We start from the raw sequence: 24,556 nt of genomic DNA on the forward strand, positions 1-24,556 counted from the left end.
CCTGCACTATTTTAGTGCAATGGGATACCTTGCACTGTAGCATGCTTTCGCTGCCTGTGCGGGGGGGCGGAGAATTTTTTCTCCGTCCTGCGGCGTACGGCGAAAAAAACCCATCCGAAGATGGGCTGAAAGTTTCCACGGCAATAAAAACGGATGTCTCCAGCGTGGATAGCTTGGCAAGGCCCGGTACAGCGGGGCGGCCGGGTCTCCTGCCGCGCGTCGCGTTATACGCTGTAGTAGAGTTCAAACTCGACCGGGTGCGGTGTCATGCGTACGCGTTCCATTTCAGACTGGCGCAGCTCGATGTAGGCATCGATGGCATCGTCGGTAAAGACGCCGCCGCGGGTCAGGAACTCACGATCGCTATCCAGCGCGGCCAGGGCTTCATCCAGAGAGCCGGCGACGGTCGGGATCTCTTTGGCCTCTTCCGGCGGCAGGTCATACAGGTTTTTATCCATGGCATCGCCGGGATGGATTTTGTTGATGACGCCATCCAGGCCGGCCATCAGCAGAGCGGCGAAGCACAGGTACGGGTTGGCCGCCGGGTCCGGGAAGCGAACCTCAATGCGGCGCGCCTTCGGCGATGCCACTACCGGGATACGAATGGAGGCGGAGCGGTTGCGGGCAGAGTAGGCCAGCATCACCGGCGCTTCATAGCCTGGTACCAGACGCTTGTAAGAGTTGGTGGTCGGGTTGGCCAGGGCGTTGATAGCCTTGGCGTGCTTGATCACCCCGCCAATATAGTACAGTGCAGTTTCAGACAGACCTGCGTACTTGTCACCGGCAAACAGGTTGCTGCCGTTTTTAGACAGGGACATATGGCAGTGCATGCCGGAGCCATTGTCACCGAACATCGGCTTGGGCATAAAGGTGGCGGTTTTACCAAAGGCGTGGGCGACGTTGTGCACTACATACTTGTAGATCTGGATTTCGTCCGCTTTCTTGGTCATGGTGTTGAAACGGGTAGCAACTTCGTTCTGCCCAGCGGTGGCTACTTCATGGTGGTGAGCCTCTACGACCAGCCCCATTTCTTCCATGGTCAGGCACATGGTCGAGCGGATATCCTGAGCCGAATCAACCGGCGGAACCGGGAAGTAGCCGCCTTTAACTGCCGGGCGGTGCCCTTTGTTACCGCCTTCGTACTTGGTTGCGGAGTTCCACGCGCCTTCGATGTCATCAATGGCGACGTGGCTGCCGTTGATGCTGCTGCCAAAGCGGATATCGTCGAACAGGAAGAACTCTGGCTCCGGCCCAAACAGCACGGTGTCTGCGATACCGGAGGCGCGCAGAAAGTCTTCGGCGCGTTTGGAGATGGATCGCGGGTCGCGGTCGTAACCCTGCAGGGTACCCGGCTCCAGAATGTCACAGCGAATGATCAGCGTTGGCTCTTCATAGAATGGGTCGAGTACTGCGGTGGTGGGATCCGGCATCAGCACCATGTCTGACTCATTGATGCCCTTCCAGCCGCCGATGGAGGAGCCGTCAAACATTTTGCCCTCTTCGAAGAAGTCGGCGTCAACCTGATGAGCCGGAATGGTGACGTGCTGCTCCTTACCCTTGGTGTCGGTAAAGCGCAAATCGACGAATTTAACTTCGTGCTCATTCAGCATCGCTAAGATATGTTCAGCGGACATACTCTACTCCCGGTTTCTTTGGTCGCCGTGCAACGGAACACAGATGATAGAAAGTGGTTTTAGCCATCGTACTGTAGCCTTAGCTAGAAACGTGCCAACTTTACAAATTGCCTGAATGGCGCATAATTACCTTACTCTGACGCTGTGTCAGGCGGCACTGATGGAGCGTCGTGCTCCATAATGGTGCAAAACACTTCAGCAAAAGCACAATCTTGGTGCAAGCTGTTTATTCCCGCGCCGTTTAGCATCGTGAATAGGATCACAAACCGCCATTCGTAGCATTGTTTCTGCGAGAAGCTTGTGATCCTGTTTAGTCCCTCGCTTAATACGTGTACAATAGCGCGCTATTTCTAATGCCTGAGGCAAAGCTGTGATCGAAAATCTGCGTAACATCGCCATTATTGCGCACGTTGACCATGGGAAAACCACCCTGGTTGACAAACTGTTGCAACAATCCGGAACCCTGGGTGAACGTAACGACGCGACTGAGCGCGTAATGGACTCCAACGATTTGGAGAAAGAGCGTGGGATTACCATCCTCGCGAAAAACACCGCCATTAATTGGAATGGCTATCGCATCAACATCGTGGATACCCCGGGGCACGCCGACTTCGGCGGCGAGGTAGAGCGTGTGATGTCTATGGTTGACTCGGTTCTTTTGCTGGTCGACGCAATGGATGGTCCGATGCCGCAGACCCGCTTCGTAACCCAGAAGGCATTTGCCAACGGGCTGAAGCCGATCGTGGTTATCAACAAGGTTGACCGTCCCGGTGCGCGTCCGGACTGGGTTGTCGATCAGGTCTTCGATCTGTTTGTCAATCTGGGCGCGACCGATGAGCAGCTGGACTTCCCGATCGTCTACGCCTCTGCCCTGCAGGGGATCGCCGGTCTGGACCACGCCGACATGGCTGAGGATATGACTCCGCTGTTTGAAGCTATCGTCGAGCATGTAGCTGCGCCGGACGTCGATCTGGACAGCCCGTTCCAGATGCAGATCTCCCAGCTGGACTATAACAGTTACGTTGGGGTTATCGGCATCGGCCGTATCAAACGTGGCAAGGTGAAGCCGAACCAGCAGATCACCATTATCGACAGCGAAGGTAAGCGTCGTAACGGTAAAGTGGGCCAGGTTTTGGGCCATCTGGGTCTGCAGCGTATCGAGACCGACCTGGCGGAAGCGGGCGACATCGTCGCGGTAACCGGTCTGGGCGATCTGAACATCTCTGATACCCTGTGCGATCCGAGCGCCGTTGAGGCCCTGCCCCCGCTGACCGTCGATGAGCCGACCGTAAGCATGTACTTCTGCGTCAACACCTCTCCGTTCTGCGGCAAAGAAGGCAAGTTTGTGACTTCTCGCCAGATCCTGGAGCGTCTGCAGAAAGAGCTGGTTCACAACGTCGCCCTGCGCGTTGAAGAAACCCCGGATCCGGACGCTTTCCGCGTGTCCGGCCGTGGCGAACTGCACCTGTCCGTGCTGATAGAAAACATGCGTCGTGAAGGCTATGAGCTGGCGGTATCCCGTCCGAAGGTTATCTATCGTGAGATCGATGGCCGCATGCAGGAGCCGTTTGAGCAGGTCACGCTGGATATCGAAGAGCAGCACCAAGGCTCCGTGATGGAAGCGCTGGGTATCCGTAAGGGTGAGATCCGCGACATGTCTCCGGATGGCAAGGGCCGCGTACGTCTGGATTACATCATTCCGAGCCGTGGCCTGATTGGCTTCCGTACCGATTTCATGACCATGACCTCCGGTACCGGTCTGCTGTACTCCACCTTCAGTCACTATGATGACGTGCGTCCGGGTGAAATCGGCCAGCGTCAGAACGGTGTGCTGATCTCTAACGGTCAGGGTAAAGCCGTTGCCTACGCGCTGTATAGCCTGCAGGATCGCGGCAAGCTGTTCCTGGGTCACGGTGCAGAAGTCTATGAAGGTCAGATCATCGGTATTCATAGCCGCTCCAACGACCTGACGGTTAACTGTCTGACCGGTAAGAAGCTGACCAACATGCGTGCTTCCGGTACCGATGAAGCGACCACCCTGTCTCCGCCGGTGAAAATGACCCTGGAGCAGGCTCTGGAGTTCATCGATGATGACGAGCTGGTTGAAGTTACGCCGCACTCCGTGCGTCTGCGTAAGCGTCATCTGACCGAGAACGATCGCCGCCGCGCCAACCGCGGTCCGCGCGACTAATCGTGTCGGTGTGATACCACGGGGTGCCTAAGGTGCCCCGTTTTTTTTTGCGGGCGCTATCTGCGCGCGACTTCCTGCTTTTCTTTTGTTCCTTCTATTCGCTGCCGTTTTTTCCGTCTACAGTGGAGTCTCTCACGCCAATAAGCTGAAATCGGGAGCTGCGCATGCTGTACATCTTTGATTTAGGTAACGTGATTGTAGACATCGATTTTCACCGTGTGCTGGGGGTCTGGAGCCGGTACAGCGGTGCCCCGCTGGCCACCTTAAGCAAGCGTTTTACGATGGGCGACACCTTTCGTCAGCATGAGCGCGGAGCGATAGACGATGAAACCTTTGCCCGGCGTCTATGCGATGAGATGGGGATCGCCCTCAGCTTTGCCCAGTTTGAACTGGGCTGGCAGGCGATTTTTGTTGCGCTGCGCCCGGAGGTTATCGATATCATGCAGCGCCTGCGCCGTCAGGGTGAGCGGGTCGTGGTGCTATCCAACACCAATCGGCTGCATACCCACTTTTGGCCTAAGCATTACCCGGAGATTGCGGCCGCCTGCGATAAAATGTACCTGTCGCAGGAGCTGGGCATGCGTAAGCCCGATGCCGAAATCTATCGTTATGTCCTGGAACAAGAGCGGGTGGTGGCCGGGGAGTCGATATTCTTCGACGATAACGCCGACAATGTAGCGGCGGCGAAGGCATTGGGGATCCAGGCGGTACAGGTGTGTGACCGCCAGGTGATCCCCGCCTATTTTGCATAATGAGACTGGTTTTTCTTTTATCGAGTGTCTGCGCTACCCTGAACACCCAAGTGGGCTCGAACGCCCCCAGTGCGGGGAAAGATGTGATTCGCGATGCAGGCGTAACTGACAGGAGTAAGGATGACGTCATTTTCCCTAAAACGTATTAAAGGCTGGGTCTGCTTTGCCAAGGTTCTGTGGCAGCGGGTGGATGACGATCGTATGACCATGGTGGCAGGTTCGCTGGCCTATGTCTCCCTGCTCTCTCTGGTACCGCTGATCACGGTGGTATTCTCCCTATTTACCGCTTTCCCGATGTTTGCCAGCGTCTCTTTTCAGCTTAAACGCTTTATCTTTACCAACTTCATGCCAGCTGCCGGTGATGTGGTGCAGTCCTATCTGGAGCAGTTTGTCGCCAACTCCAGCAAGATGACGGCACTGGGTACTATTGGCCTTATCGTGACTGCCCTGCTGCTGATCTCCTCGGTTGATGGAGCGTTGAACCATATTTGGCGCAGTGAGCGTAAGCGCGCTGTGGTGTATTCGTTCGCCGTCTACTGGATGATCCTGACACTGGGGCCGCTGCTGGTGGGAGCCAGCATGGCGATCAGTACCTATCTGCTGTCGCTGCGTTGGCTGGCGGACAGTGCAGTTTACTCCATGGTGGATCAGCTGCTGCGTCTGTTTCCGCTGCTGCTGTCGTGCGTCAGCTTCTGGCTGCTATATTGCATTGTACCGACCCAGCGAGTGCCGATGCGCGATGCGTTGGTCGGCGCCGTGGTTGCTGGCGGGCTGTTTGAACTGGGGAAGAAAGCCTTTGCGCTGTACATCACCGCGTTTCCGTCGTATCAGCTGATTTACGGCGTGCTGGCGGTGATCCCGATGCTGTTTGTCTGGGTGTACTGGAGCTGGTGTATTGTGCTGCTTGGCGCAGAGGTGACCGTGGCCATCGGCGATTTTCGGGCACACCGCCGGCAGGCGCAGGGGCTGCAGCAGGCGTTGACATCACATCATGATTAAGGAGTAAACGGTTCGATGATCGCATTAATTCAGCGGGTTACCCATGCCAGTGTGATGGTAGATAATCAGCTTATCGGAGAGATCGGCGCGGGCCTGCTGGTGTTGCTGGGGGTGGAGAGAGGCGACGATGAGCAGAAGGCAAAGCGCTTGTGTGACAAGGTATTGGGCTACCGCGTCTTTAGCGACGAAGAGGGTAAAATGAACCTCAACGTGCGCCAGTCCGGCGGCAGCGTGCTGGTGGTCTCTCAATTTACCCTGGCGGCGGATACCCAAAAGGGGATGCGCCCCGGGTTTTCCCGCGGCGCTGCGCCGGATGAGGCTGAGCGCCTGTATACCCATTTTTCCGACGCCTGCCGCGCCAGCGGGATCACCACCGCGACCGGATGCTTTGCTGCCGATATGCAGGTCTCCCTGCTCAATGACGGTCCGGTCACTTTCTGGCTGCAGGTTTAAGCCGATGGCGGCGTACAGCCTGTCATACGTCTGCGCCGCTGTCTCATCTACCCGCCATCCTCCCCACCAGCTGATCGCGCAGCATCCGTGCGATCAGCGCCAGCCACAGCAGGCCGCTTATCAGGTTGAACAGGTTGAATGCGCCGTTTCCACCCAGCAGCCAGGCGTATTTGCCTACCTCAATGCCAAGGGTATAGATGAACATACTGATCATGCCCATTGCAGCAGAGACGGTGCCCTTGCTCATCGTGCTGGAAAACAGCGTCAGGCGATAGAGACCGGCGTTGGCCAGGCCAATACCAAAGGCATATAGACTCAGGCCTGCCGTCATCCACAGGTAGGCATGGGCGCTGTATAGCGTAGAGGCGGCGGCGATCGCCAGCCCGCCAACCATTGGCCAGGCGCCCAGCTGAATCAGACGGCGGACCGGGCGGCGGCCGCTCAGGCGGGCCAGGGTAAGGTTACCCAGGATCAGCATGCCGAAAATTGGAACCTGTAGCATGCCGTAGTCATAGCTGCTGAGGCCTTCGCCGCTGATGATGATCACCGGCGACTGGGCTATCCAGGCCAGTAGAGGCAGGCTGGCGAAGCCGCAGGCCAGCGAGCCGCACAGAAAGCGTCTATTTTTCAGCACCAGCGTATAGTCGCGGCCCAGTGCTGACAGTGACAGCTTTTCTCCCCGTCGTGTCGCGGTTTCCGGCATGGCTTTATACAGACCAAGGAAGGCGAGCAGAGACAGCGCGGCAAACAGGATAAACATGCCCTCCCAGGGAAACAGATGCACCCATGCAGCGCCGGCTAATGGCCCGAGCAGTGGCGCGATCAGCGCAACGTTGGCCATTAGCGCGGTGATTTTGATACATACGGACTCCTCAAAGGACTCCTGGATCGCGGCATAGCCGACGGCGCCAATAAAGCACAGGCTGATCCCTTGTAAAAAACGCATCAGGGTGAACTGTTCGATGCTGTTGGTCAGCAAAATTGCCAGGCAGGTTGCGGCAAAGTAGAGCGTGCCGATTAACATTACCGGTCGCCGCCCGATGCGATCGGAGAGCGGGCCGAGCAGCCACTGCAGAAACATGCCGCCGGCCAGATAGGCGGTCATGGAAGTCGGAACCCAGCTTTCGTCCACGCCAAAGGTTTGTACTACTGACAGCATGCCGGGTTGAATCATATCGTTTCCGATATAAGTGGCAAACTCATACAACACCAGACAGAGGGGAAATAACAACGCACGCCGTCCCAGTCGGCGAGTAGAAGATAAATGGTTTTGCATAATGTATGGTCGCTAAAAGGAGAAACAGTCAGACCCAGCGGGATCGCCGGTGAAATAGCGGCTGGTGGGGCTGGCTATTCTGCCGTCAGCGGCCTGGCTTGGCAACAGCCGTTCGTGCGGTGAGGTACTACCTCTCCACGGGCAGGGGGCGCCATGGAGAGCGAAGATGCTCAGTTGACGGCTAAACAGCCCGCTTTTGCCAGGCAACGGGCTGCAGACGGGCATCCAGCTCCGTATGTGCCACATGATTGGTATAGTTGCTCATGACCTTTTGCGCCAGGCATAAAATGACGTCGAGGATATGGCGGCGCTCAAAACCGGCGGCGATAAACGCCTGCAGGGTTGCATCATCCACCTCGCCGCGCTGGCGCACCATCGCCAGCGTAAAGGTGCGCAGCGCCTCTAAACGGGCGCTGCGCAGCGGGGTTTCGTCGCGCAGGGCATCGTTGATCTCATCGCTGACCTTCATGGCGCGGGCGATCAGCGTATGGGCCGGTACACAGTAGTGGCAGCGGTGCTCAACATTGATGGTCTGCCAGACGACGGTCTTTTCGTCATTATCGAAGCTGCTGTGCAGAAACAGGCCATGCAGGGCCTGGTAGCCCGCCAGCAACTGTGGTGATTCTGCCATGATAGCGTGTAGTCCTGGGATGCCACCGTTGCTGCGCTTGCTTTGCAGCAGTAAATCGCGGCTTTCCTGGGGGGCGGTGTGCTCATCGTACTTTTCAAAAGTCAGCATGTTATCTCCCTGAGGTTGGCGTTTAACGCATCGGGTAAGGCGGCGTTGGTGCCGTCGTTTTGCGCTGGCATCTCTGTAAAACGCGCTCAGCCGGCGCGCCTCCTCCCGGCGTTAATCGGTGAAATTTCACTCTAGATATTTTTGAGTGATTGTTCAATAATTTTTTTGAGCAACCGTTCAAAAAAGTGCGTTACAATGAACTGCATTGAACTCTCCAGCAGGCTTGTAGCATGGCAAGACCCCTCCAACACGATCGCGATGTGGCGTTGCAGCAGGCTGTCGCTCTGTTTTGGCGGCGCGGCTACTTTGCGACGTCGATGAAAGAGATTGAGCAGGCGCTGAATATGCGCCCCGGAAGTATCTACGCCGCGTTTGGCAATAAAGCCGCACTGTTCTCCAGCGCGTTGACGCGCTATACCCAGAGCCAGGTGGATGCGTTTTTTGCTCTGATGGCGGACTATCCCGATCCGTTTTCCGGTGCCGAGGCCTTTTTGCGCCACTTTGGCGCCACGTGTTCGACAGAGCTTCCCTCCAGCGTCTGTTTCTTGGTTAAAAGCCTGCTGGAGCTAGAGGGGAGAGCGGAGGATGCGCCGCTGTCGGTGGTGCGGGAGAGCCTGGCGGCGATGGAGGCAGCCTTTTACCGGGCTTTCCGGGAGGGTGTGTCGCCGTTAGTCGAGGCTGAGGCCCGACAAATGGCGCGCTGGCTGCAAAAAGAGGTGATCGGTATTCGCATTATGGCGCTGCAGATTGGCAATTCCCCTGCGCTGGCGGCGCTGGTGGATGACAGCTGCGTAACGCTGCGTCGCTGGCGCGCCAGCGTACTATCCTAATTTCCGGCGCCGACGGCGCCGCAGACATGGATCGCGGAACTGGTGTCTGGGCTGCGCAGGGGCCTGCCTGAGGCTTTCTCATCATCTCCTGAGGTTTCTTCATCGCCCGGTGGCAATTTGCTGTTGACGAATCCATCAACTTACGGCAATTTCTATTTAGACGTCTAAACGTATGGATGTTTAAAGTGGGGGCGCAGAGAGTCGCGCAGAGCATAAGGATGATGGGGTATGAGTTTTTTTCACGCAAGCCAGCATGATGCGCTAAACCAGAGCCTGGCCGAGCTGCAGGGGCAGATCCAGGTTTCTTTTGAGTTTTTTCCGCCGCGCAGCCCGGAGATGGAGCAAACGCTGTGGCGATCCATCGATCGGCTCAGCATCCTGAGGCCGTCGTTTATTTCGGTGACCTACGGCGCCAACTCCGGCGAGCGCGACCGTACCCACAGCGTGATTAAGGGGATAAAAGAGCGCACCGGGCTGGAGGCGGCACCTCACCTGACCTGCGTTGATGCCAGCAGGGAGGCGCTGCGGGGAATAGCCCGGGATTACTGGAATAGCGGTATCCGCCATATTGTAGCGCTGCGCGGCGATTTGCCGGCGGAAGGCGGGCGTCCGGAAATGTACGCCCGCGATCTGGTGGCGCTGTTGCGCGAGGAGGCTGACTTTGATATTTCGGTCGCCGCCTATCCCGAGGTTCACCCGGAGGCTAAGAGCGCCCAGGCCGACCTGTTAAACCTAAAGCGTAAAATTGACGCCGGTGCCAGCCGGGCGATCACCCAGTTCTTCTTTGACGTGGAGAGCTATCTTCGCTTTCGCGATCGCTGTGCGGCAGCCGGTATTGACGCGGAGATTGTTCCGGGGATCTTGCCGGTGTCCAACTTTCGCCAGCTGCAGCGCTTTGCCGCGCTGACCAATGTCCGCGTGCCGCAGTGGATGCTGGCTATGTTTGACGGGTTGGATGAGGACGCGGAGACGCGTAAGCTGGTCGGTGCCAATATTGCCATGGATATGGTGAAACTACTCACCCGCGAGGGGGTGAAAGACTTTCACTTTTATACCCTGAATCGAGCCGAGCTGAGCTATGCCATTTGCCATACGCTGGGCGTACGGCCACAGGGTGGCGTGGCGTCGTGATAGGCAAAAAAAGCCCGCGGCCGCGGGCTTTTTCCTTTGCATCGCGGCTAGCCGGTATTGCGCATCCCGGCGGCGACTCCGGCGATAGTGACCATCAGCGCCTGTTCGACGTTGGCATCCGGCTGTTCCTGGTGGCGTGATCGGTAGAGTAGTTCAGCCTGCAAGACGTTGAGCGGATCGGTGTAGACGTTACGCAGAGCGATAGACTCTGCGGCCCAGGGCAGATCGGCCATCAGGTGATCGGTGTCAGCGATGGTCAGTACCGCCTGAATATCCCGCTGTACCTGTTGGCGCAGCTCTGTGCCCAGCGGCCATAGGGCCGGGTCAACCAGGCGCTGATCGTAGTATTCGGCCAGCCACAGATCGGACTTCGCGAACACCATTTCCAGCATATCGATGCGGGTGGTGAAGAATGGCCAGCTACGGTACATATTTTCCAGCGTGCCGCGGTGCCCCTCGGTCATGGCCTCCTCCAGCGCGGTCCCGGCGCCCAGCCAGGCTGGTAGCATCAGACGGTTTTGGGTCCAGGCGAAGATCCAAGGGATTGCGCGCAGGCTCTCTACGCCGCCGCTGGGGCGGCGTTTAGCCGGGCGTGAGCCCAGTGGCAGCTTACCCAGCTCCAGCTCTGGAGTCGCTGAGCGGAAGTAAGGAACAAAATCTGGATTTTTACGGATATAGCGTCGATAAAGCGCGCAGGAGGTCTGCGATAGCTCGTCCATGACATCACGCCACTCTTGCTTCGGCGCTGGCGGTGGCAGTAGATTGGCCTCCAGAATAGCACTGGTGTACAGCGTCAGGCTGCTGACGGCGATCTCCGGCAGGCCGAGTTTGAAGCGGATCATCTCCCCCTGTTCCGTTACGCGTAGGCCGCTCTTCAGGCTTCCCGGCGGCTGAGAGAGCAGGGCATCGTGCGCCGGCGCGCCGCCGCGGCCGATAGAGCCACCGCGGCCATGAAACAGGGTCAGGGCGATCCCGGCATTGTCACAGACGCGCACCAGCGCTTCCTGTGCACGATATTGAGCCCAGGAGGCCGCCATTACGCCGGCGTCTTTGGCTGAGTCAGAGTAGCCGATCATTACCATCTGTTTACCCTGGATAAAACCACGGTACCAGTCGATGCTCAGCAGCTGTGTCATCACCGCCTCGGCATTGTTCAGATCGTCGAGGGTTTCGAACAGCGGAACAACCGGCAGATTGTACGGGCAGCCCGCCTCTTTCAGCAGCAGGTGGACAGCCAGAACATCGGATGGGGTGCGCGCCATCGAGATGACATAGGCGGCGATGGCGCCGGCAGGCGCCTCGGCGATCACCTGACAGGTGTCAAACACCTCTTTGGTTTCCGGCGACGGCGTCCAGTGACGCGGTACCAGAGGGCGCTTGGAGTTCAGCTCGCGCAGCAGGAACGTCTGCTTATCCTCTTCAGACCAGGTCTCATAGTCGCCCAGTCCCAAGTAGCGGGTCAGCTCGGCCAGCGCCTCGGTATGGCGGGTGCTTTCCTGGCGAATATCGATGCGTACCAACGGCACACCGAAGCAGTGGACCCGGCGCAGAGTATCTAACAGCTGTCCGTTGGCGATGATCCCCATACCACAGGCCTTCAGCGAGCGGTAGCAGGTATGCAACGGCTGCCACAGCTGATCGTTGCTGACCAGCAGATCGGCGGGGCGTGGCAGGCGCTCTCCCCGCAGACGTGCGTCCAGATAGGTCAGCGTATTGTTTAACTGCTGGCGCAGGCGTTTTAACACCTCGCGGTAGGGCTCTTGGGTATGCTCGCCCGCCAGCGCCCGCAGTTCCGGTGTACAGACGGTCATGGAGAGTTCTGATACCAGTACCTGAACATCGCGCAGGAACAGCTCCGCGGCCTTCCAGCGGCTGAGCAGCAGGGCGCGGCGGGTCACCTCGGCGGTGACGTTGGGGTTACCGTCACGATCGCCGCCCATCCAGGCGGTGAAGCGCACCGGCACCGCTTCGACCGGTAGCTGGTAGCCAAGGGATTTTTCCAGCTGTTCATTAAACTCGCGCAGGAAGGCGGGAACGCCTTCCCACAGGCTGTTTTCGACCACGGCATAGCCCCATTTGGCTTCATCGATGGGCGTAGGGCGATTTTTACGGATCTCGTCGGTGTGCCAGGATTGGGCCACCAGCTGGCGTAGGCGGCGCATGATCTGGTGACGCTCATAGTCGGCCAGATCGTCATGATCGAGCTGGCTGAGGCAGGTGTTTACCTCCACCAGTTTATGGATCAGCGTACGGCGAGCGATCTCGGTGGGGTGCGCGGTCAGCACCAGCTCGATGGAGAGGTTATCGACGGCCTGACGGATTTGCGCCTCGTCCAGATTTTTATTCTTCAGTCGGGTGAACAGGTGATATAGGGCATCGGGATTGCTGGCAGCCTCACCGTGTGGGGAGATTCGGTGATATTGCTCCGCGACGTTGGCCAGATTGAGGAACTGGCTGAAGGCGCGCGCCACCGGCAACAGCTCGTCATTGGAAAGATTTTGCAGTGTGTTCAGCAACGCCTGTCGGCTGGCTTCATTGCCTGCGCGTGACGACTTGGACAGTCTGCGGATAGTTTCAACGCGATCCAGGATCTCTTCTCCCAGCGCGTCCTTGATGGTATCGCCCAGCAGCTTGCCCAACATGCTGACATTGCCACGCATCGCCGAATATTGCTCATTCATAGAACCACAGCCCCTCCCAATACGTAAATTTCTTTCACTCGGAAATTGTAGAGTGCCTCTTTATAAAGCCACGTTCCGTCCCCTGCGTCAATTGACACAATTTCTTGCCAAAATACACAATTTACTGCTGTTAACTGAAATTTAATTACGCAATGACCTGGAGAGGTCTAACTGATAACAGTTACATTGCAAACGCCGTCGCGCCATCGTTTGCCCAAGGCAGTGCCTACCGCGATCAGCGCTGACAGAAATGGTGGATTAGCTGCGTCAGCAGAGTGCGCGTCGGCACAATAAAGTCGGTGGACAGGTACTCATCCGGCTGATGTGCCTGCTCAATGGATCCCGGGCCGAGTACCAGCGTTGGGCAAACCTCTTGCAGGAACGGCGCCTCGGTACAGTAGTTGACGGCTTCTGCCCGCTCCCCCAATAGCTGTTCTATTGCCTGCACCAGCGGCGCGTGGCGCGGGCATTCATAGCCGGGGATCGGCGGATGCAGGTGCTCAATACGCAGACGTCCCGACCACTGCGCCGCGATGGGCGTCAGCGCCTGGTTCAGTAGCTCGTTGAGATCGTTCAGCGTCATTCCCGGCAGCGGACGCATATCCAGGTGTAACTCGCAGCAGGCACAGATGCGGTTGGCCGCATCGCCACCGTGGATATGCCCCAGGTTCATGGTGGGATAAGGGATATTAAAGGCCGGATTGTGGTAGCGCTGTTGTAGCGTATTGCGCAGGGTGAGCAGGTGACCGATGGCATTGTGCATGATCTCGATCGCGTTGACGCCGCGTGCCGGATCGCTGGAGTGTCCTGACTGACCGGTGATGCGGATGGCCTCGGAGAGATGGCCTTTATGGGCCCGGATAGGCTTAAGGGAGGTGGGCTCGCCGATGATGCAGCAGTCGGGGCGCAGCGCGGTGCTGGCGGCAAAATAGCGCGCACCCGCCATTGAGGTCTCCTCATCAGCCGTCGCCAAAATGTAGAGCGGTTTATTCAGTTTATGCAGTTCGATATCGCGCAGGGTATCGATAATAAAAGCGAATAATCCTTTCATGTCTGCGGTTCCAAGACCGTACAGGCGATTATCCTGTTCGCTAAGTGTGAAGGGATCCCGGGTCCAGCGCCCCTCGTCAAAGGGAACCGTATCGGTATGCCCTGCCAGCATCAGTCCACCGGCCCCCTCACCATAGTTTGCTAGTAAATTGAATTTATTCCGTGTGTTAGGGACTGGCTGCATCTCAACTCGCAATCCGAGATCGCTAAGCCATCCTGCCAGCAGCGTGATTAACCGTTCATTACTCTGGTCCAGTGCACCGTCGTTGGCGCTGATGGAGGGGGTTGCGATCAGCGCACGGTACAACGCGATAAATGAGGGTAATTGTGTATTCATGGTTGACAGTCTCTGGTTTGGATAGTATCAATATTCATGCAATAATTATGAATAAAAATACATTAAAACATCATCGAAAGGAACAGACAGGGACGCCCGAGTATTGGCAGCAGCGGTGGGGCTAACTGGATGTGTGGACGGGGGCTGATGCATCTCAGCGCCCAGCCGGTATCCACGGTTAACCAAGAGGAGCGATCGCAGCGATGTCCAGTATTCAGAAGCCGTTAAATGGGTTAATCGTTGGCGCCAGCGGCTATACCGGTGCTGAGCTCGCCGCCTGTCTGCAGCGCCATCCCTACATCACCATAGCGGGTTTGACCGTGTCTGCGCAAAGCGTTGATGGCGGAAAATTGTTGTCAGATATTCACCCGCGGCTGAAAGGGGGGGTCGATCTCCCGTTGATTGCCAGCGATGATAGCGCGGCGCTGGCCGATCTGGCCGATGTGGTATTTCTGGCCACCGATCATGCGGTGAGCCATCTTTTGGCCCCGACGTTTTTGGCCGCTGGGTGCACCGTCTTCGATCTTTCCGGGGCTTATCGGCTCCGTCAGCGTGATGTTTACCCAGAGTACTACGGCTTTACTCATCAACATCCTGAATGGCTTGAGCAGGCGGTATATGGTCTGGCGGAGTGGCAGGGCGCGGCGCTGCGCACGGCGCAGCTGGTCGCGCTGCCGGGGTGCTACCCGACGGCGGCACAGCTGGCATTGAAGCCGTTATTAGACAGTGGGTTGGTTGATACGGCGCAGTGGCCGGTTATCAACGCCGTCAGCGGCGTCAGCGGTGCCGGACGTAAGGCCAGCCTCGGCAGCAGCTTTTGCGAGGTGAGTCTGCAGCCCTATGGGCTGTTTACGCATCGTCATCAGCCGGAGATCGCCGCACACCTAGGCATTCCGGTGATTTTTACCCCCCACCTGGGCAATTTTCCTCGCGGCATACTGGAGACGATCCACCTACGGGTAAAAAGCGGCGTGGATGCGGCCGAGGTGGCGACGGCTTTTTATCGAGCCTATCAGGATAAACCCTTAATCCGCCTGTATCAGGGAACGCTGCCGTCCATCGGCGCGGTGGCGGGTACGCCGTTTTGTGACATCGGCTTCTCCCAGCAGGGACAGCATCTGATCGTGGTTGCTGCAGAGGACAATCTGCTGAAAGGGGCGGCGGCCCAGGCGGTGCAGTGTATGAACCTGCGCTTTGGCTTTCCTGAGACGTGCGCTCTTCTTTAACCATCTATCCCGGACAGACAGAGGCAGCTATGGATCCGTTAATCATCAAACTCGGCGGCGTATTACTCGATAACCCACAGGCGATGGAGCGTCTCTTTCAGGCGCTGTTGGCCTACCGACATCACGATCGCCGTCCGATCGTCATCGTACACGGCGGCGGGTGTCTGGTGGATGAGCTGATGGTGCGCCTGCAGCTGCCGGTGGTGAAGCGGCAGGGTCTGCGGGTCACGCCGGCCGACCAGATAGGCATCATCAGCGGTGCGCTGGCGGGGACGGCAAACAAGACGCTACAGGCCTGCGCTATTGCGCACGGGCTGGCGGCGATCGGTCTGTCGCTGGCCGACGGCGGTGCGGTGCAGGTGAGTCCGCTGGATGCGTCCCTGGGGCACGTTGGCCAGGCGCTGCCGGGATCGCCACTGCTGCTGCGTCAGCTGCTGGCGGCGGACTTTCTGCCGATCGTCAGCTCCATCGGCATCAGCGCCGATGGGATGCTCTTGAATGTTAATGCCGATCAGGCGGCGACGGCACTGGCGGCGACCCTGGGGGCGGATCTGCTGATGCTGTCTGATGTCAGCGGCATCCTCGATGGTAAGGGACAGCGTATCGCGGAGATGACGGCGCAGAAGGCGCAGCGCCTGATCGAGCAGGGCATCATCACCGATGGGATGGTGGTAAAGGTGAATGCGGCCTTGGAAGCCGCACGGACGCTGGGGCGCCCGGTGGATATCGCCGGCTGGCGTCACGCCGAAAAGCTGCCGGCGCTGTTTAACGGCGAAGCCGTCGGCACGCGTATTCATGCATAACACAACGACACGATTTGGTTAAGAATAAGGAAACCCGTATGGCAACCCAAAGCATCAGCAAAATCGTTCTGGCCTACTCCGGCGGCCTGGATACCTCTGCCATTATTCCGTGGCTTAAGGAAAACTACGGCGACTGTGAGGTTATCGCCTTTGTGGCGGACATCGGTCAGGAGCGTGAAGATCTGGTGGGTATCGAGCAGAAAGCGCTCCGCTCCGGCGCCGCCTCCTGCTATGTCGTGGATCTGCGCGAAACCTTTATCAAGGACTACGTCTATCCGGTGCTGAAGAGCGGCGCGCTCTATGAGGGTAGCTATCTGCTGGGGACGTCGATGGCCCGTCCACTGATCGCGAAAGCGCAGGTTGAGCTGGCGCTGGAGCTGGGGGCCGACGCCCTGTGTCACGGCGCGACCGGGAAAGGCAACGATCAGGTGCGTTTTGAAACCACCTATACTGCGCTGGCGCCGCAGCTGCAGGTCGTGGCACCGTGGCGTGAGTGGGATCTTCGCTCGCGTGAGGCGCTGCTCGATTATCTGAAGGGGCGCGATATTCCCACTACCGCCACGCTGGAGAAGATCTACAGCCGTGACGCCAACGCTTGGCATATCTCTACCGAGGGGGGCGTGCTGGAGAGTCCGTGGAGTCCGGCCAACCAAGACTGCTGGGTGTGGACCTGTGCCCCAGAGGAGGCACCGGATCAGCCTGAACTGGTGACCGTGGGCGTTGAAAAGGGCGAGGTCGTTTCGGTCAATGGGGTGGCGATGACCCCCTTTGGCTGCCTGCAGGCGCTGAATGCGCTGGGCACCCGCCACGGCGTAGGACGGATTGATATCGTCGAAAACCGTCTGGTGGGCATTAAATCACGTGGCTGCTATGAGACGCCGGGGGGCACCATCATGATGGCAGCGCTGCGCGGCGTGGAACAACTGGTACTGGATCGCGACAGCTTCCAGTGGCGTGAGAAGCTGGGCCAGGAGATGTCCTATGTCGTGTACGACGGCCGCTGGTTCGCACCGCTGCGTCAGTCGCTGCAGGCGGCGGCCGATGCGTTGGCTGACGCGGTGAGCGGTGAGGTGGTGATTAAGCTGTATAAAGGACAGGCTATCGCCATACAGAAGAAGTCGGTCAACAGCCTGTATAACGAGGCTTTCGCCACCTTTGGTGAGGATGATGTGTATGATCACAGCCATGCCGGCGGCTTTATTCGCCTGTTCTCCCTCTCTTCACGCATTCGCGCGCTGAACAGCGCAAAGCAGTAGTACGCGCAGGGCAGAATGCGGGCCGCGCTGCGGCCGCGGCCCGCCGATCATTTTATTTTGAGTACGGAGCAGTCACTATGGCACTTTGGGGCGGGCGTTTTTCTCTGGCAGCAGATCGGCGTTTTAAACAGTTTAATGACTCTCTGCGCTTTGACTATCGGCTGGCGGAGCAGGATATCATCGGATCCGTCGCCTGGTCCCGGGCGCTGGTGACCGTCGGTGTGTTGACGGTACAGGAGCAGCAGCAGCTGGTGCAGGCGCTAACTGCGCTGTTGGAAGAGGTTCGCACCGATCCCCGGTCTATTCTGGACAGCGATGCGGAGGATATTCACAGCTGGGTGGAGCAGCAACTGATTGGGCGGGTTGGCGATCTGGGCAAGAAGCTGCATACCGGGCGTAGCCGCAACGATCAGGTGGCGACCGATCTGAAACTCTGGTGTAAGGATCAGGGTGAGATGCTGCGTCAGGCGCTGATTGCGTTGCAGCAGGTGCTGACGGCCTGTGCCCGCCAGAATCAGGATGCGGTGATGCCCGGTTATACCCATTTGCAGCGGGCGCAGCCGATCACTTTTGCCCATTGGTGTATGGCTTATGTCGAGATGCTGGCCCGCGATGAGAGCCGTCTGGATGATGCCCTGCGGCGTCTGAATACCAGCCCGCTGGGCAGTGGTGCATTGGCCGGTACCGCCTACCCTATCGATCGTGATCGGCTGGCCGACTGGCTGGGGTTCTCTGCCGCAACGCGTAACAGTCTGGATAGCGTATCCGATCGCGATCATGTCCTGGAGTTGCTGTCAGCGGCCGCTATTGGCATGGTGCATCTGTCGCGCTTCGCTGAGGATCTGATCTTCTTTAACAGCGGTGAGGCCGGTTTTATCGAGCTGTCGGAGCGGGTAACCTCCGGATCGTCGCTGATGCCGCAGAAAAAGAACCCGGATGCGCTAGAGCTGATCCGCGGTAAGTGTGGGCGGGTGCAGGGGGCGCTCAGCGGCATGCTTATGACGTTAAAAGGGCTTCCGCTGGCTTACAATAAGGATATGCAGGAAGACAAAGAGGGGCTGTTTGATGCCCTGGATACCTGGCTGGACTGTTTACAGATGGCGACGCTGGCGTTGGACGGGCTGGCGGTGAAGCGCCCGCGCTGTGCCGAGGCGGCGCAGCAGGGGTACGCGAATGCCACGGAGCTGGCGGATTATTTGGTGGCCAAAGGGATCCCGTTTAGGGAGGCACATCACATTGTCGGAGAGGCGGTCGTGGCGGCGCTGGCACAGGGCAAGCCGCTGGAGGCGTTGCCGCTGGAGATGCTGCAGTCGTTCAGTCCAGTGATCGGCGCCGATATCTATCCACTGCTGGCGTTGGACTCCTGTCTGGTAAAACGCAGCGCCCGCGGCGGCGTGGCGCCGCAGCAGGTCGCACAGGCGATCGATGATGCCCAGCGGCGACTGGGTAACATTCTCTGATGCGCAGCGCGCCGGCGGGGTTAATCCCCCGGGCAGCGCAGGCAGCGCTCGATTTCGTCGCTGCCCAGACGCAGTTTGCTTTGCAGATCGCGCAGGGCGGTACGTACCCCCTCCTCAATGACCGGATGATAAAACGGCATATCCAGCATTTGATCTACGGTCATTTGCTGTTGATGGGCCCAGGAGAGCAAATGGGCAAGGTGTTCGGCGTCCGGTCCGATCATCTCCGCACCGAGGAAGCGACCGCTTCCCTGCTCAGCATAGACATGCAGCAGGCCCAGATTACGCAGCATGACGCGCGATCGTCCCTGGTTTTCAAATGAGACCTCCCCGACGGCGAAGCAGCTGCAGGCGCCATATTTCTCATTCAGCTCGCGGAAGGTGGAGCCCACCATCGCGATCTGCGGATCGGAAAAGACCACCGCGAGGGGGCTGCGGCGCAGTCCAGGGGCTATCAGGGGATAGCTGCCGGCATTCTCACCGGCAATGCGCGCCTGATCGCTGGCCTCATGGAGCAGCGGCAGCTGGTTGCTGGCGTCACCGGCAATAAAGATATGTTCGGTGCTGGTCTGCATTGTCAGGCGATCTGCCAGCGGTACGCCGCGCGCATCCAGACGCAGGGTGGTGTTCTCCAGCCCCAGGCGGTCGAGGTTGGGGCGCCGACCGGTGGCGGCCAGAACGTAGTCCACCAGGATATCCTGCGTCTGACCGTTCAGATCGCGATAGCGAATGAAGACTTGCGCCCCTTCACGCTGTAGGATCTCTACCTGTGCATCGGGGTCGAGATAAAACTCAGCGCCCAGTTTATCTACGGCATAGCGGCGGACCTCGGTATCCGTCAGCGGCCCGACGGCGCCGCCGACGCCGAATACCCTGACCTCGACGCCGAGCCGGTGCAGGGCCTGTCCCAGCTCAAGACCGATGACGCCGGGGCCGAAGACGGCAACGGTGCGTGGCAGCGTATCCCAGGCGAACAGATCGTCGTTGACGATCAGACGATCGCCCAGGGCATCCCAGGCGGAAGGCCATACCGGACGTGAGCCGCTGGCGATGACGATGCGTTTGGCATGGATACGGGTATGCTCATCAACCTGCAGAGTGTTATCGTCCAGAAAACGGGCATAACCAAGGATTTTATCATCCGTGGGAATGCTGTCGACACCCTCCATGACGAACCCGACGAAGCGATCGCGTTCGCGCTTCACGCGATCCATCACCTCTCGACCGTCAATGCGGACGTCGCCCTGGGGGTGGATACCGAAGCCGGGTGCTCGGGCGATCTGATGCACGGACTCTGCCGCGGCGATCAGCAGCTTAGAGGGCATGCAGCCCACGCGGGCGCAGGTGGTGCCAAAGGGACCGCCTTCAATCATCACCACGCTGGGAGTATGGCGTTTGGCCGCACGATAGGCGCCTAATCCAGCGGTGCCGCCGCCGATCACGGCAACGTCGACGTGTAATTCTCTCATTACATGATTCCTGGAATACCGAAAAAAAGGCGGGACAAGCCCGCCAATACGTTGGCTTTGATGGGCCATGGGTGGCCCTATTGTTGTTAAGCCTGTTGCAGGTAGTGCTCCAAATCATCGCTGCCGCCGATATGCTGGCCACCGATGTAAACCTGAGGCACGGTTGCCCGACCGCTGATGGCGCGCAGGCTGATGGTGGTCGCGTCTTTACCCAGGATGATCTCCTCATACTGGATGCCACGATCTTGCAGCATCTGTTTGGCCTTGGCGCAGTAGGGGCATCCGGGTTTGGTAAACAGGGAAACCGAGGCCTGCAGTTTGTGCTCCGGTGCGAGGTATTTCAGCATGGTATCGGCATCGGAGACCTGAAACGGATCGCCTGGCAGATTTGGCTCGACAAACATCTTCTCGACCACGCCGTTGCGTACCAGCATAGAGTAACGCCAGGAGCGTGGCCCAAAGCCCAGATCCGTTTTTTCGACCAGCATGTTCATCCCGCGGGTGAACTCACCGTTTCCGTCGGGAATAAACGTGATATGTTCGGCTTTCTGATCATTTTTCCAGGCATTCATAACAAAGGTATCGTTTACCGATACACACAGAATGCTGTCCACACCGTGCTGGTGGAATATCGGCGCCAGTTCGTTGTAGCGTGGCAGGTGGCTGGAAGAGCAAGTCGGCGTGAAGGCGCCCGGCAGTGAAAAGACGATGACGGTTTTGTCACGGAACAGCGCGTCGCTGGTGACATCGAGCCATTTATCCCTTTGACGGGTATGGAAGGTAACCGGTGGAACGTTTCTGCCCTCTTGGCTGCTAAACATGTAATACAATCTTCCTGTCTGAGACGAAATTTGCGATGGAGCCGCTGTTTATTATTCATTATTGTTGCTCCTACTTGATAGTTCTAATCGTTAATTGCTATCTTATTCATCGATATTTACTATCGCTTGCGGGAGAAAAACATGAATATTCGGGATTTAGAATATCTGGTGGCGTTGGCGGAGCACCGTCATTTCCGTCGGGCGGCGGATTCGTGCCATGTCAGCCAGCCCACCCTTAGCGGGCAGATCCGCAAGCTGGAGGATGAGCTGGGGGTTATGCTATTGGAGCGTACCAGCCGTAAGGTTCTGTTTACCCAGGCGGGCCTATTGCTCGTAGAGCAGGCGCGTACGGTGCTGCGTGAGGTGAAAGTACTCAAGGAGATGGCCAGCCAGCAGGGTGAGGCGATGTCCGGTCCGCTTCATATTGGTCTGATTCCTACCGTTGGCCCCTATCTGCTACCGCAGATCATACCGATGTTGCATCAGGTATTTCCCAAGTTGGAGATGTATCTGCATGAAGCGCAGACCGCTCAGCTACTGGCCCAGCTGGACAGCGGAAAGTTGGACTGCGCCATTCTGGCGTTGGTGAAGGAGACGGAGGCGTTCATTGAGATCCCTTTGTTTGATGAGCCGATGACGCTGGCGGTGTATAGCGATCATCCCTGGGCGGAAAAAGAGCGTATCGCGATGCCGGAGCTGGCGGGTGAGCATCTTTTAATGCTGGAAGATGGGCACTGCCTGCGCGATCAGGCGATGGGATTCTGTTTTGAGGCCGGCGCCGATGAAGATACCCACTTCCGGGCGACCAGCCTGGAGACCCTGCGCAATATGGTCGCGGCAGGCAGCGGGATTACGCTGTTGCCTGATCTGGCCGTACCGTCTCAGCGCCAGCGCGACGGCGTCTGCTATCTGCCTTGTTATAAGCCGGAGCCTAGGCGAACCATTGCTCTGGTCTATCGTCCCGGTTCGCCGCTGCGCGCACGCTACGAGCAGCTCGCGGAGGCTATCCGCGAGCATATGCAGCAGGTAATGATCCAGCGAGAGACGTTAAAACAGGCGGTTTAGGCCGTTAAGCGCCGCCACGCGGTAGGCTTCTGCCATCGTGGGGTAGTTGAAGGTGGTATTGACGAAGTATTCGATGGTATTGCCCTCCCCCTTCTGCTCCATGATCGCCTGTCCGATGTGAATGATCTCTGCGGCGCGTTCGCCAAAGCAGTGGATCCCCAGGATTTGCTTGGTTTCGCGGTGGAACAGGATCTTTAATCCTCCGACGTTCATTCCGGCAATCTGCGCCCGGGCCAGATGCTTGAACTGCGAGCGACCCACTTCATACGGAATTTTCATCGCGGTCAGTTCCTGTTCGGTTTTTCCGACGGAGCTTATCTCCGGGATGGTGTAGATTCCGGTTGGAATATCTTCGATAAGGTGTGTATGGGTTTCTCCACGGGTGATGACCTGTGCGGCGATACGCCCTTGGTCATATGCGGCAGAGGCTAGGCTGGGGTAGCCGATGACGTCTCCGACGGCATAAATATGTGGCACTTCAGTCTGGTAGTGTGCGTTTACCTTCAGCTGACCGCGTTTGTCTGCCTCCAGACCTACCGTTTCAAGGCATAGGCCATCGGTATTTCCCGTGCGGCCGTTGGCAAACAGCAGGCAATCGGCCTTGACCTTTTTACCTGAGCGTAGGTGCACGATAACGCCGTCCTCAACTCCCTCAATTTGCTCAAACTCTTCGTTGTGGCGGATCACTACGCCGTTATTCCAGAAGTGGTAAGAGAGCGAGTCCGACATCTCTTGATCTAGGAAAGAGAGCAGCCTATCGCGAGTATTAATCAGATCGACCTTAACGTTTAGGCCGCGGAAGATAGAGGCATACTCACAGCCGATAACACCGGCCCCATAGATGATGATGTGGCTGGGCTCATGGTGCAGATTAAGGATAGAGTCGCTGTCATAAATCCGGGGATGGCTAAAGTCGACGTCCTGTGGGTGATAGGGGCGGGAGCCGCAGGCGATAACAATGTTATCTGCCGTTAGGGTATCGCTGCTGCCATCCGGATAGGTCACGCTTAGCGTATGGGGATCGACAAAACGGGCCTCGCCGTAAAACAGTTGGCAGTGATTGCGCTCATAGAATCCCTGACGCATTCGGGTTTGTTGATTTATTACGCTGTCGGCGTGACGCAGGATATCGGGAAAGGTCGCGCCGATGAGGCGGGTATTATCACTGTAGAGTGGGTTTTGGTTAAATTCGATAATGCGGCTGACAGCGTGACGGAGGGCCTTCGATGGGATGGTTCCCCAGTGGGTACACCCTCCACCGACGCTGAATTGCCGTTCGATTACGGCAACTTGAGCCCCCTGTTTAACCAGTCCCATGGCGGCACCCTCACCCCCGGGACCTGAACCAATAACGATGGCGTCAAAATGGAAATGCTGTTGCATGTTAGAGCAGGCCTTTTTTATACAAAACCACAACTATAGATTAACATGAAATCCCGTGCGGCCCAATCATCCTCATTATTTATATGGGAAATAGTTATAATCGACAGATAATTACGTAATATAATGCCATTTACTGCCATGATGGTTAATTCAGCGTGACAGAGCTAAGTTTGGTATAGTGAGGCGGTGGTAGCCTATAAAGGCGCCGGCCGTAAAGCCGAACATGAAGAGAATAATGGATAGAATATGGGCGTCAGGGCACAGCAAAAGGAACGGACTCGTCGTTCACTGATTGAGGCGGCATTTAATCAGCTCAGCGCTGAGCGCAGCTTCGCCAGCCTGAGCCTGCGAGAGGTTTCGCGTGAGGCGGGGATCGCGCCCACGTCGTTTTATCGCCATTTTCGTGATGTGGATGAGCTGGGACTCACCATGGTGGACGAAAGCGGCCTGATGCTGCGTCAGCTGATGCGTCAGGCGCGTCAGCGTATCGCGAAGGGCGGCAGTGTGATCCGTACCTCGGTCGCGACCTTCATGGAGTTTATCGGTAATAATCCCAATGCGTTTCGTCTGCTGCTGCGCGAGCGATCTGGAACTTCGGCCGCTTTTCGCGCCGCGGTACAGCGTGAAATTCAGCATTTTATTGCGGAACTTGCCGACTATCTGGAAATCGAAAATCACATGCCGCGCAGCTTTACGGAAGCGCAGGCCGAGGCGATGGTCACCATTGTCTTCAGCGCAGGTGCCGAGGCGTTAGATATCGACAGTGAGCAGCGCCGTCAGTTAGAGGAGCGCCTGGTGCTGCAGCTGCGAATGATTTCCAAAGGGGTGTACTACTGGTATCGCCGCGAGCAGGAGAAAGCGCACTTGGTGCAGGCCGCAGCGACGGCTATCGACGGCGGACATCATCACAAGTCATAGGGGAGGAGATGCGTAAACATCGTCTTGATATCGGAACATTGATCCTGTCAGCCGTGGCAGGGTTATCCATCAGCGGATCGGA

Annotated in this window: 20 protein-coding genes; 12 read left to right on the plus strand and 8 right to left on the minus strand. The window is 57.8% G+C overall.

Annotated features, from left to right (window positions below; genetic code table 11):
- Nucleotides 1–224 precede the first annotated feature (224 nt).
- Complete coding sequence (gene glnA / locus EIEH_RS03000) at nucleotides 225–1,634, minus strand: glutamate--ammonia ligase (RefSeq protein ID WP_015873013.1); 1,410 nt, start codon at nucleotides 1,632–1,634, stop codon at nucleotides 225–227.
- 370 nt (nucleotides 1,635–2,004) lie between these two features.
- On the opposite strand from glnA, the gene typA reads away from it, so the two are divergent.
- From typA to dtd, 4 genes are all read left to right on the plus strand, one after another.
- Nucleotides 2,005–3,825 (plus strand): ribosome-dependent GTPase TypA, encoded by a 1,821-nt coding sequence (gene typA, locus EIEH_RS03005; RefSeq protein ID WP_015873012.1) that lies wholly within the window; start codon nucleotides 2,005–2,007, stop codon nucleotides 3,823–3,825.
- Between the two features lie 164 nt (nucleotides 3,826–3,989).
- Nucleotides 3,990–4,577, plus strand: coding sequence for a glucose-1-phosphatase (gene yihX / locus EIEH_RS03010; protein WP_015873010.1), 588 nt, complete (start codon nucleotides 3,990–3,992; stop codon nucleotides 4,575–4,577).
- A 120-nt stretch (nucleotides 4,578–4,697) separates the two neighbouring features.
- Nucleotides 4,698–5,576, plus strand: coding sequence for a virulence factor BrkB family protein (locus EIEH_RS03015; protein WP_015873009.1), 879 nt, complete (start codon nucleotides 4,698–4,700; stop codon nucleotides 5,574–5,576).
- 15 nt (nucleotides 5,577–5,591) lie between these two features.
- Nucleotides 5,592–6,029, plus strand: a complete 438-nt coding sequence (gene dtd, locus EIEH_RS03020; protein WP_015873008.1) for a D-aminoacyl-tRNA deacylase — start codon at nucleotides 5,592–5,594, stop codon at nucleotides 6,027–6,029.
- A gap of 43 nt (nucleotides 6,030–6,072) precedes the next feature.
- Here dtd and EIEH_RS03025 read toward each other — a convergent pair whose 3' ends face one another.
- Together EIEH_RS03025 and EIEH_RS03030 are read right to left on the minus strand one after the other, a co-directional pair.
- A complete protein-coding gene (locus EIEH_RS03025; RefSeq protein WP_015873007.1) occupies nucleotides 6,073–7,305 on the minus strand; it encodes an MFS transporter in 1,233 nt (410 codons plus the stop codon).
- Between the two features lie 181 nt (nucleotides 7,306–7,486).
- On the minus strand, nucleotides 7,487–8,044 hold the full coding sequence (locus EIEH_RS03030) for a carboxymuconolactone decarboxylase family protein (RefSeq protein ID WP_015873005.1): 558 nt from the start codon (nucleotides 8,042–8,044) through the stop codon (nucleotides 7,487–7,489).
- A 230-nt stretch (nucleotides 8,045–8,274) separates the two neighbouring features.
- Between EIEH_RS03030 and EIEH_RS03035 the strand changes: the two genes are divergently transcribed.
- Both EIEH_RS03035 and metF read left to right on the plus strand, forming a co-directional pair.
- Complete coding sequence (locus tag EIEH_RS03035; RefSeq protein WP_015873002.1) at nucleotides 8,275–8,874, plus strand: TetR/AcrR family transcriptional regulator; 600 nt, start codon at nucleotides 8,275–8,277, stop codon at nucleotides 8,872–8,874.
- A gap of 228 nt (nucleotides 8,875–9,102) precedes the next feature.
- Nucleotides 9,103–10,005 (plus strand): methylenetetrahydrofolate reductase, encoded by a 903-nt coding sequence (gene metF / locus EIEH_RS03040; RefSeq protein WP_015873001.1) that lies wholly within the window; start codon nucleotides 9,103–9,105, stop codon nucleotides 10,003–10,005.
- A 47-nt stretch (nucleotides 10,006–10,052) separates the two neighbouring features.
- Here metF and ppc read toward each other — a convergent pair whose 3' ends face one another.
- Nucleotides 10,053–12,686 (minus strand): phosphoenolpyruvate carboxylase, encoded by a 2,634-nt coding sequence (gene ppc / locus EIEH_RS03045; protein WP_015873000.1) that lies wholly within the window; start codon nucleotides 12,684–12,686, stop codon nucleotides 10,053–10,055.
- Between the two features lie 235 nt (nucleotides 12,687–12,921).
- Nucleotides 12,922–14,073, minus strand: a complete 1,152-nt coding sequence (argE, locus tag EIEH_RS03050) for an acetylornithine deacetylase (protein ID WP_015872999.1) — start codon at nucleotides 14,071–14,073, stop codon at nucleotides 12,922–12,924.
- Nucleotides 14,074–14,276: 203 nt separating this feature from the next.
- Here argE and argC point away from each other — a divergent pair, with 203 nt between their 5' ends.
- From argC to argH, 4 genes are all read left to right on the plus strand, one after another.
- Nucleotides 14,277–15,299, plus strand: a complete 1,023-nt coding sequence (gene argC / locus EIEH_RS03055; protein WP_015872997.1) for an N-acetyl-gamma-glutamyl-phosphate reductase — start codon at nucleotides 14,277–14,279, stop codon at nucleotides 15,297–15,299.
- Nucleotides 15,300–15,328: 29 nt separating this feature from the next.
- Nucleotides 15,329–16,102 (plus strand): acetylglutamate kinase, encoded by a 774-nt coding sequence (gene argB / locus EIEH_RS03060; protein ID WP_015872996.1) that lies wholly within the window; start codon nucleotides 15,329–15,331, stop codon nucleotides 16,100–16,102.
- A 38-nt stretch (nucleotides 16,103–16,140) separates the two neighbouring features.
- Nucleotides 16,141–17,358, plus strand: coding sequence for an argininosuccinate synthase (locus tag EIEH_RS03065; RefSeq protein ID WP_015872995.1), 1,218 nt, complete (start codon nucleotides 16,141–16,143; stop codon nucleotides 17,356–17,358).
- A 77-nt stretch (nucleotides 17,359–17,435) separates the two neighbouring features.
- Nucleotides 17,436–18,818, plus strand: coding sequence for an argininosuccinate lyase (gene argH / locus EIEH_RS03070; protein WP_015872994.1), 1,383 nt, complete (start codon nucleotides 17,436–17,438; stop codon nucleotides 18,816–18,818).
- 20 nt (nucleotides 18,819–18,838) lie between these two features.
- Here argH and EIEH_RS03075 read toward each other — a convergent pair whose 3' ends face one another.
- Both EIEH_RS03075 and EIEH_RS03080 read right to left on the minus strand, forming a co-directional pair.
- A complete protein-coding gene (locus tag EIEH_RS03075) occupies nucleotides 18,839–20,287 on the minus strand; it encodes a dihydrolipoyl dehydrogenase (protein WP_015872993.1) in 1,449 nt (482 codons plus the stop codon).
- 86 nt (nucleotides 20,288–20,373) lie between these two features.
- A complete protein-coding gene (locus EIEH_RS03080) occupies nucleotides 20,374–21,108 on the minus strand; it encodes a glutathione peroxidase (RefSeq protein ID WP_015872992.1) in 735 nt (244 codons plus the stop codon).
- Between the two features lie 141 nt (nucleotides 21,109–21,249).
- Between EIEH_RS03080 and oxyR the strand changes: the two genes are divergently transcribed.
- Nucleotides 21,250–22,173 carry a DNA-binding transcriptional regulator OxyR gene (oxyR, locus tag EIEH_RS03085; RefSeq protein WP_015872991.1) on the plus strand — a complete coding sequence of 308 codons (924 nt, stop codon included), beginning with the start codon at nucleotides 21,250–21,252 and terminating at the stop codon, nucleotides 22,171–22,173.
- On the opposite strand, the gene sthA is transcribed toward oxyR, so the two are convergent.
- Entirely contained in the window at nucleotides 22,156–23,577 is a 1,422-nt protein-coding gene (gene sthA, locus EIEH_RS03090) for a Si-specific NAD(P)(+) transhydrogenase (protein WP_256594397.1), read from the minus strand. The two genes, oxyR and sthA, sit on opposite strands and share 18 nt — an antisense overlap.
- Nucleotides 23,578–23,802: 225 nt before the next feature.
- Between sthA and fabR the strand changes: the two genes are divergently transcribed.
- A complete protein-coding gene (gene fabR / locus EIEH_RS03095) occupies nucleotides 23,803–24,474 on the plus strand; it encodes an HTH-type transcriptional repressor FabR (protein ID WP_015872988.1) in 672 nt (223 codons plus the stop codon).
- Nucleotides 24,475–24,556 lie beyond the last annotated feature (82 nt).

The organism is Edwardsiella ictaluri ATCC 33202, from assembly GCF_000264785.1.
Classification (GTDB): Bacteria; Pseudomonadota; Gammaproteobacteria; order Enterobacterales; family Enterobacteriaceae; genus Edwardsiella; species Edwardsiella ictaluri.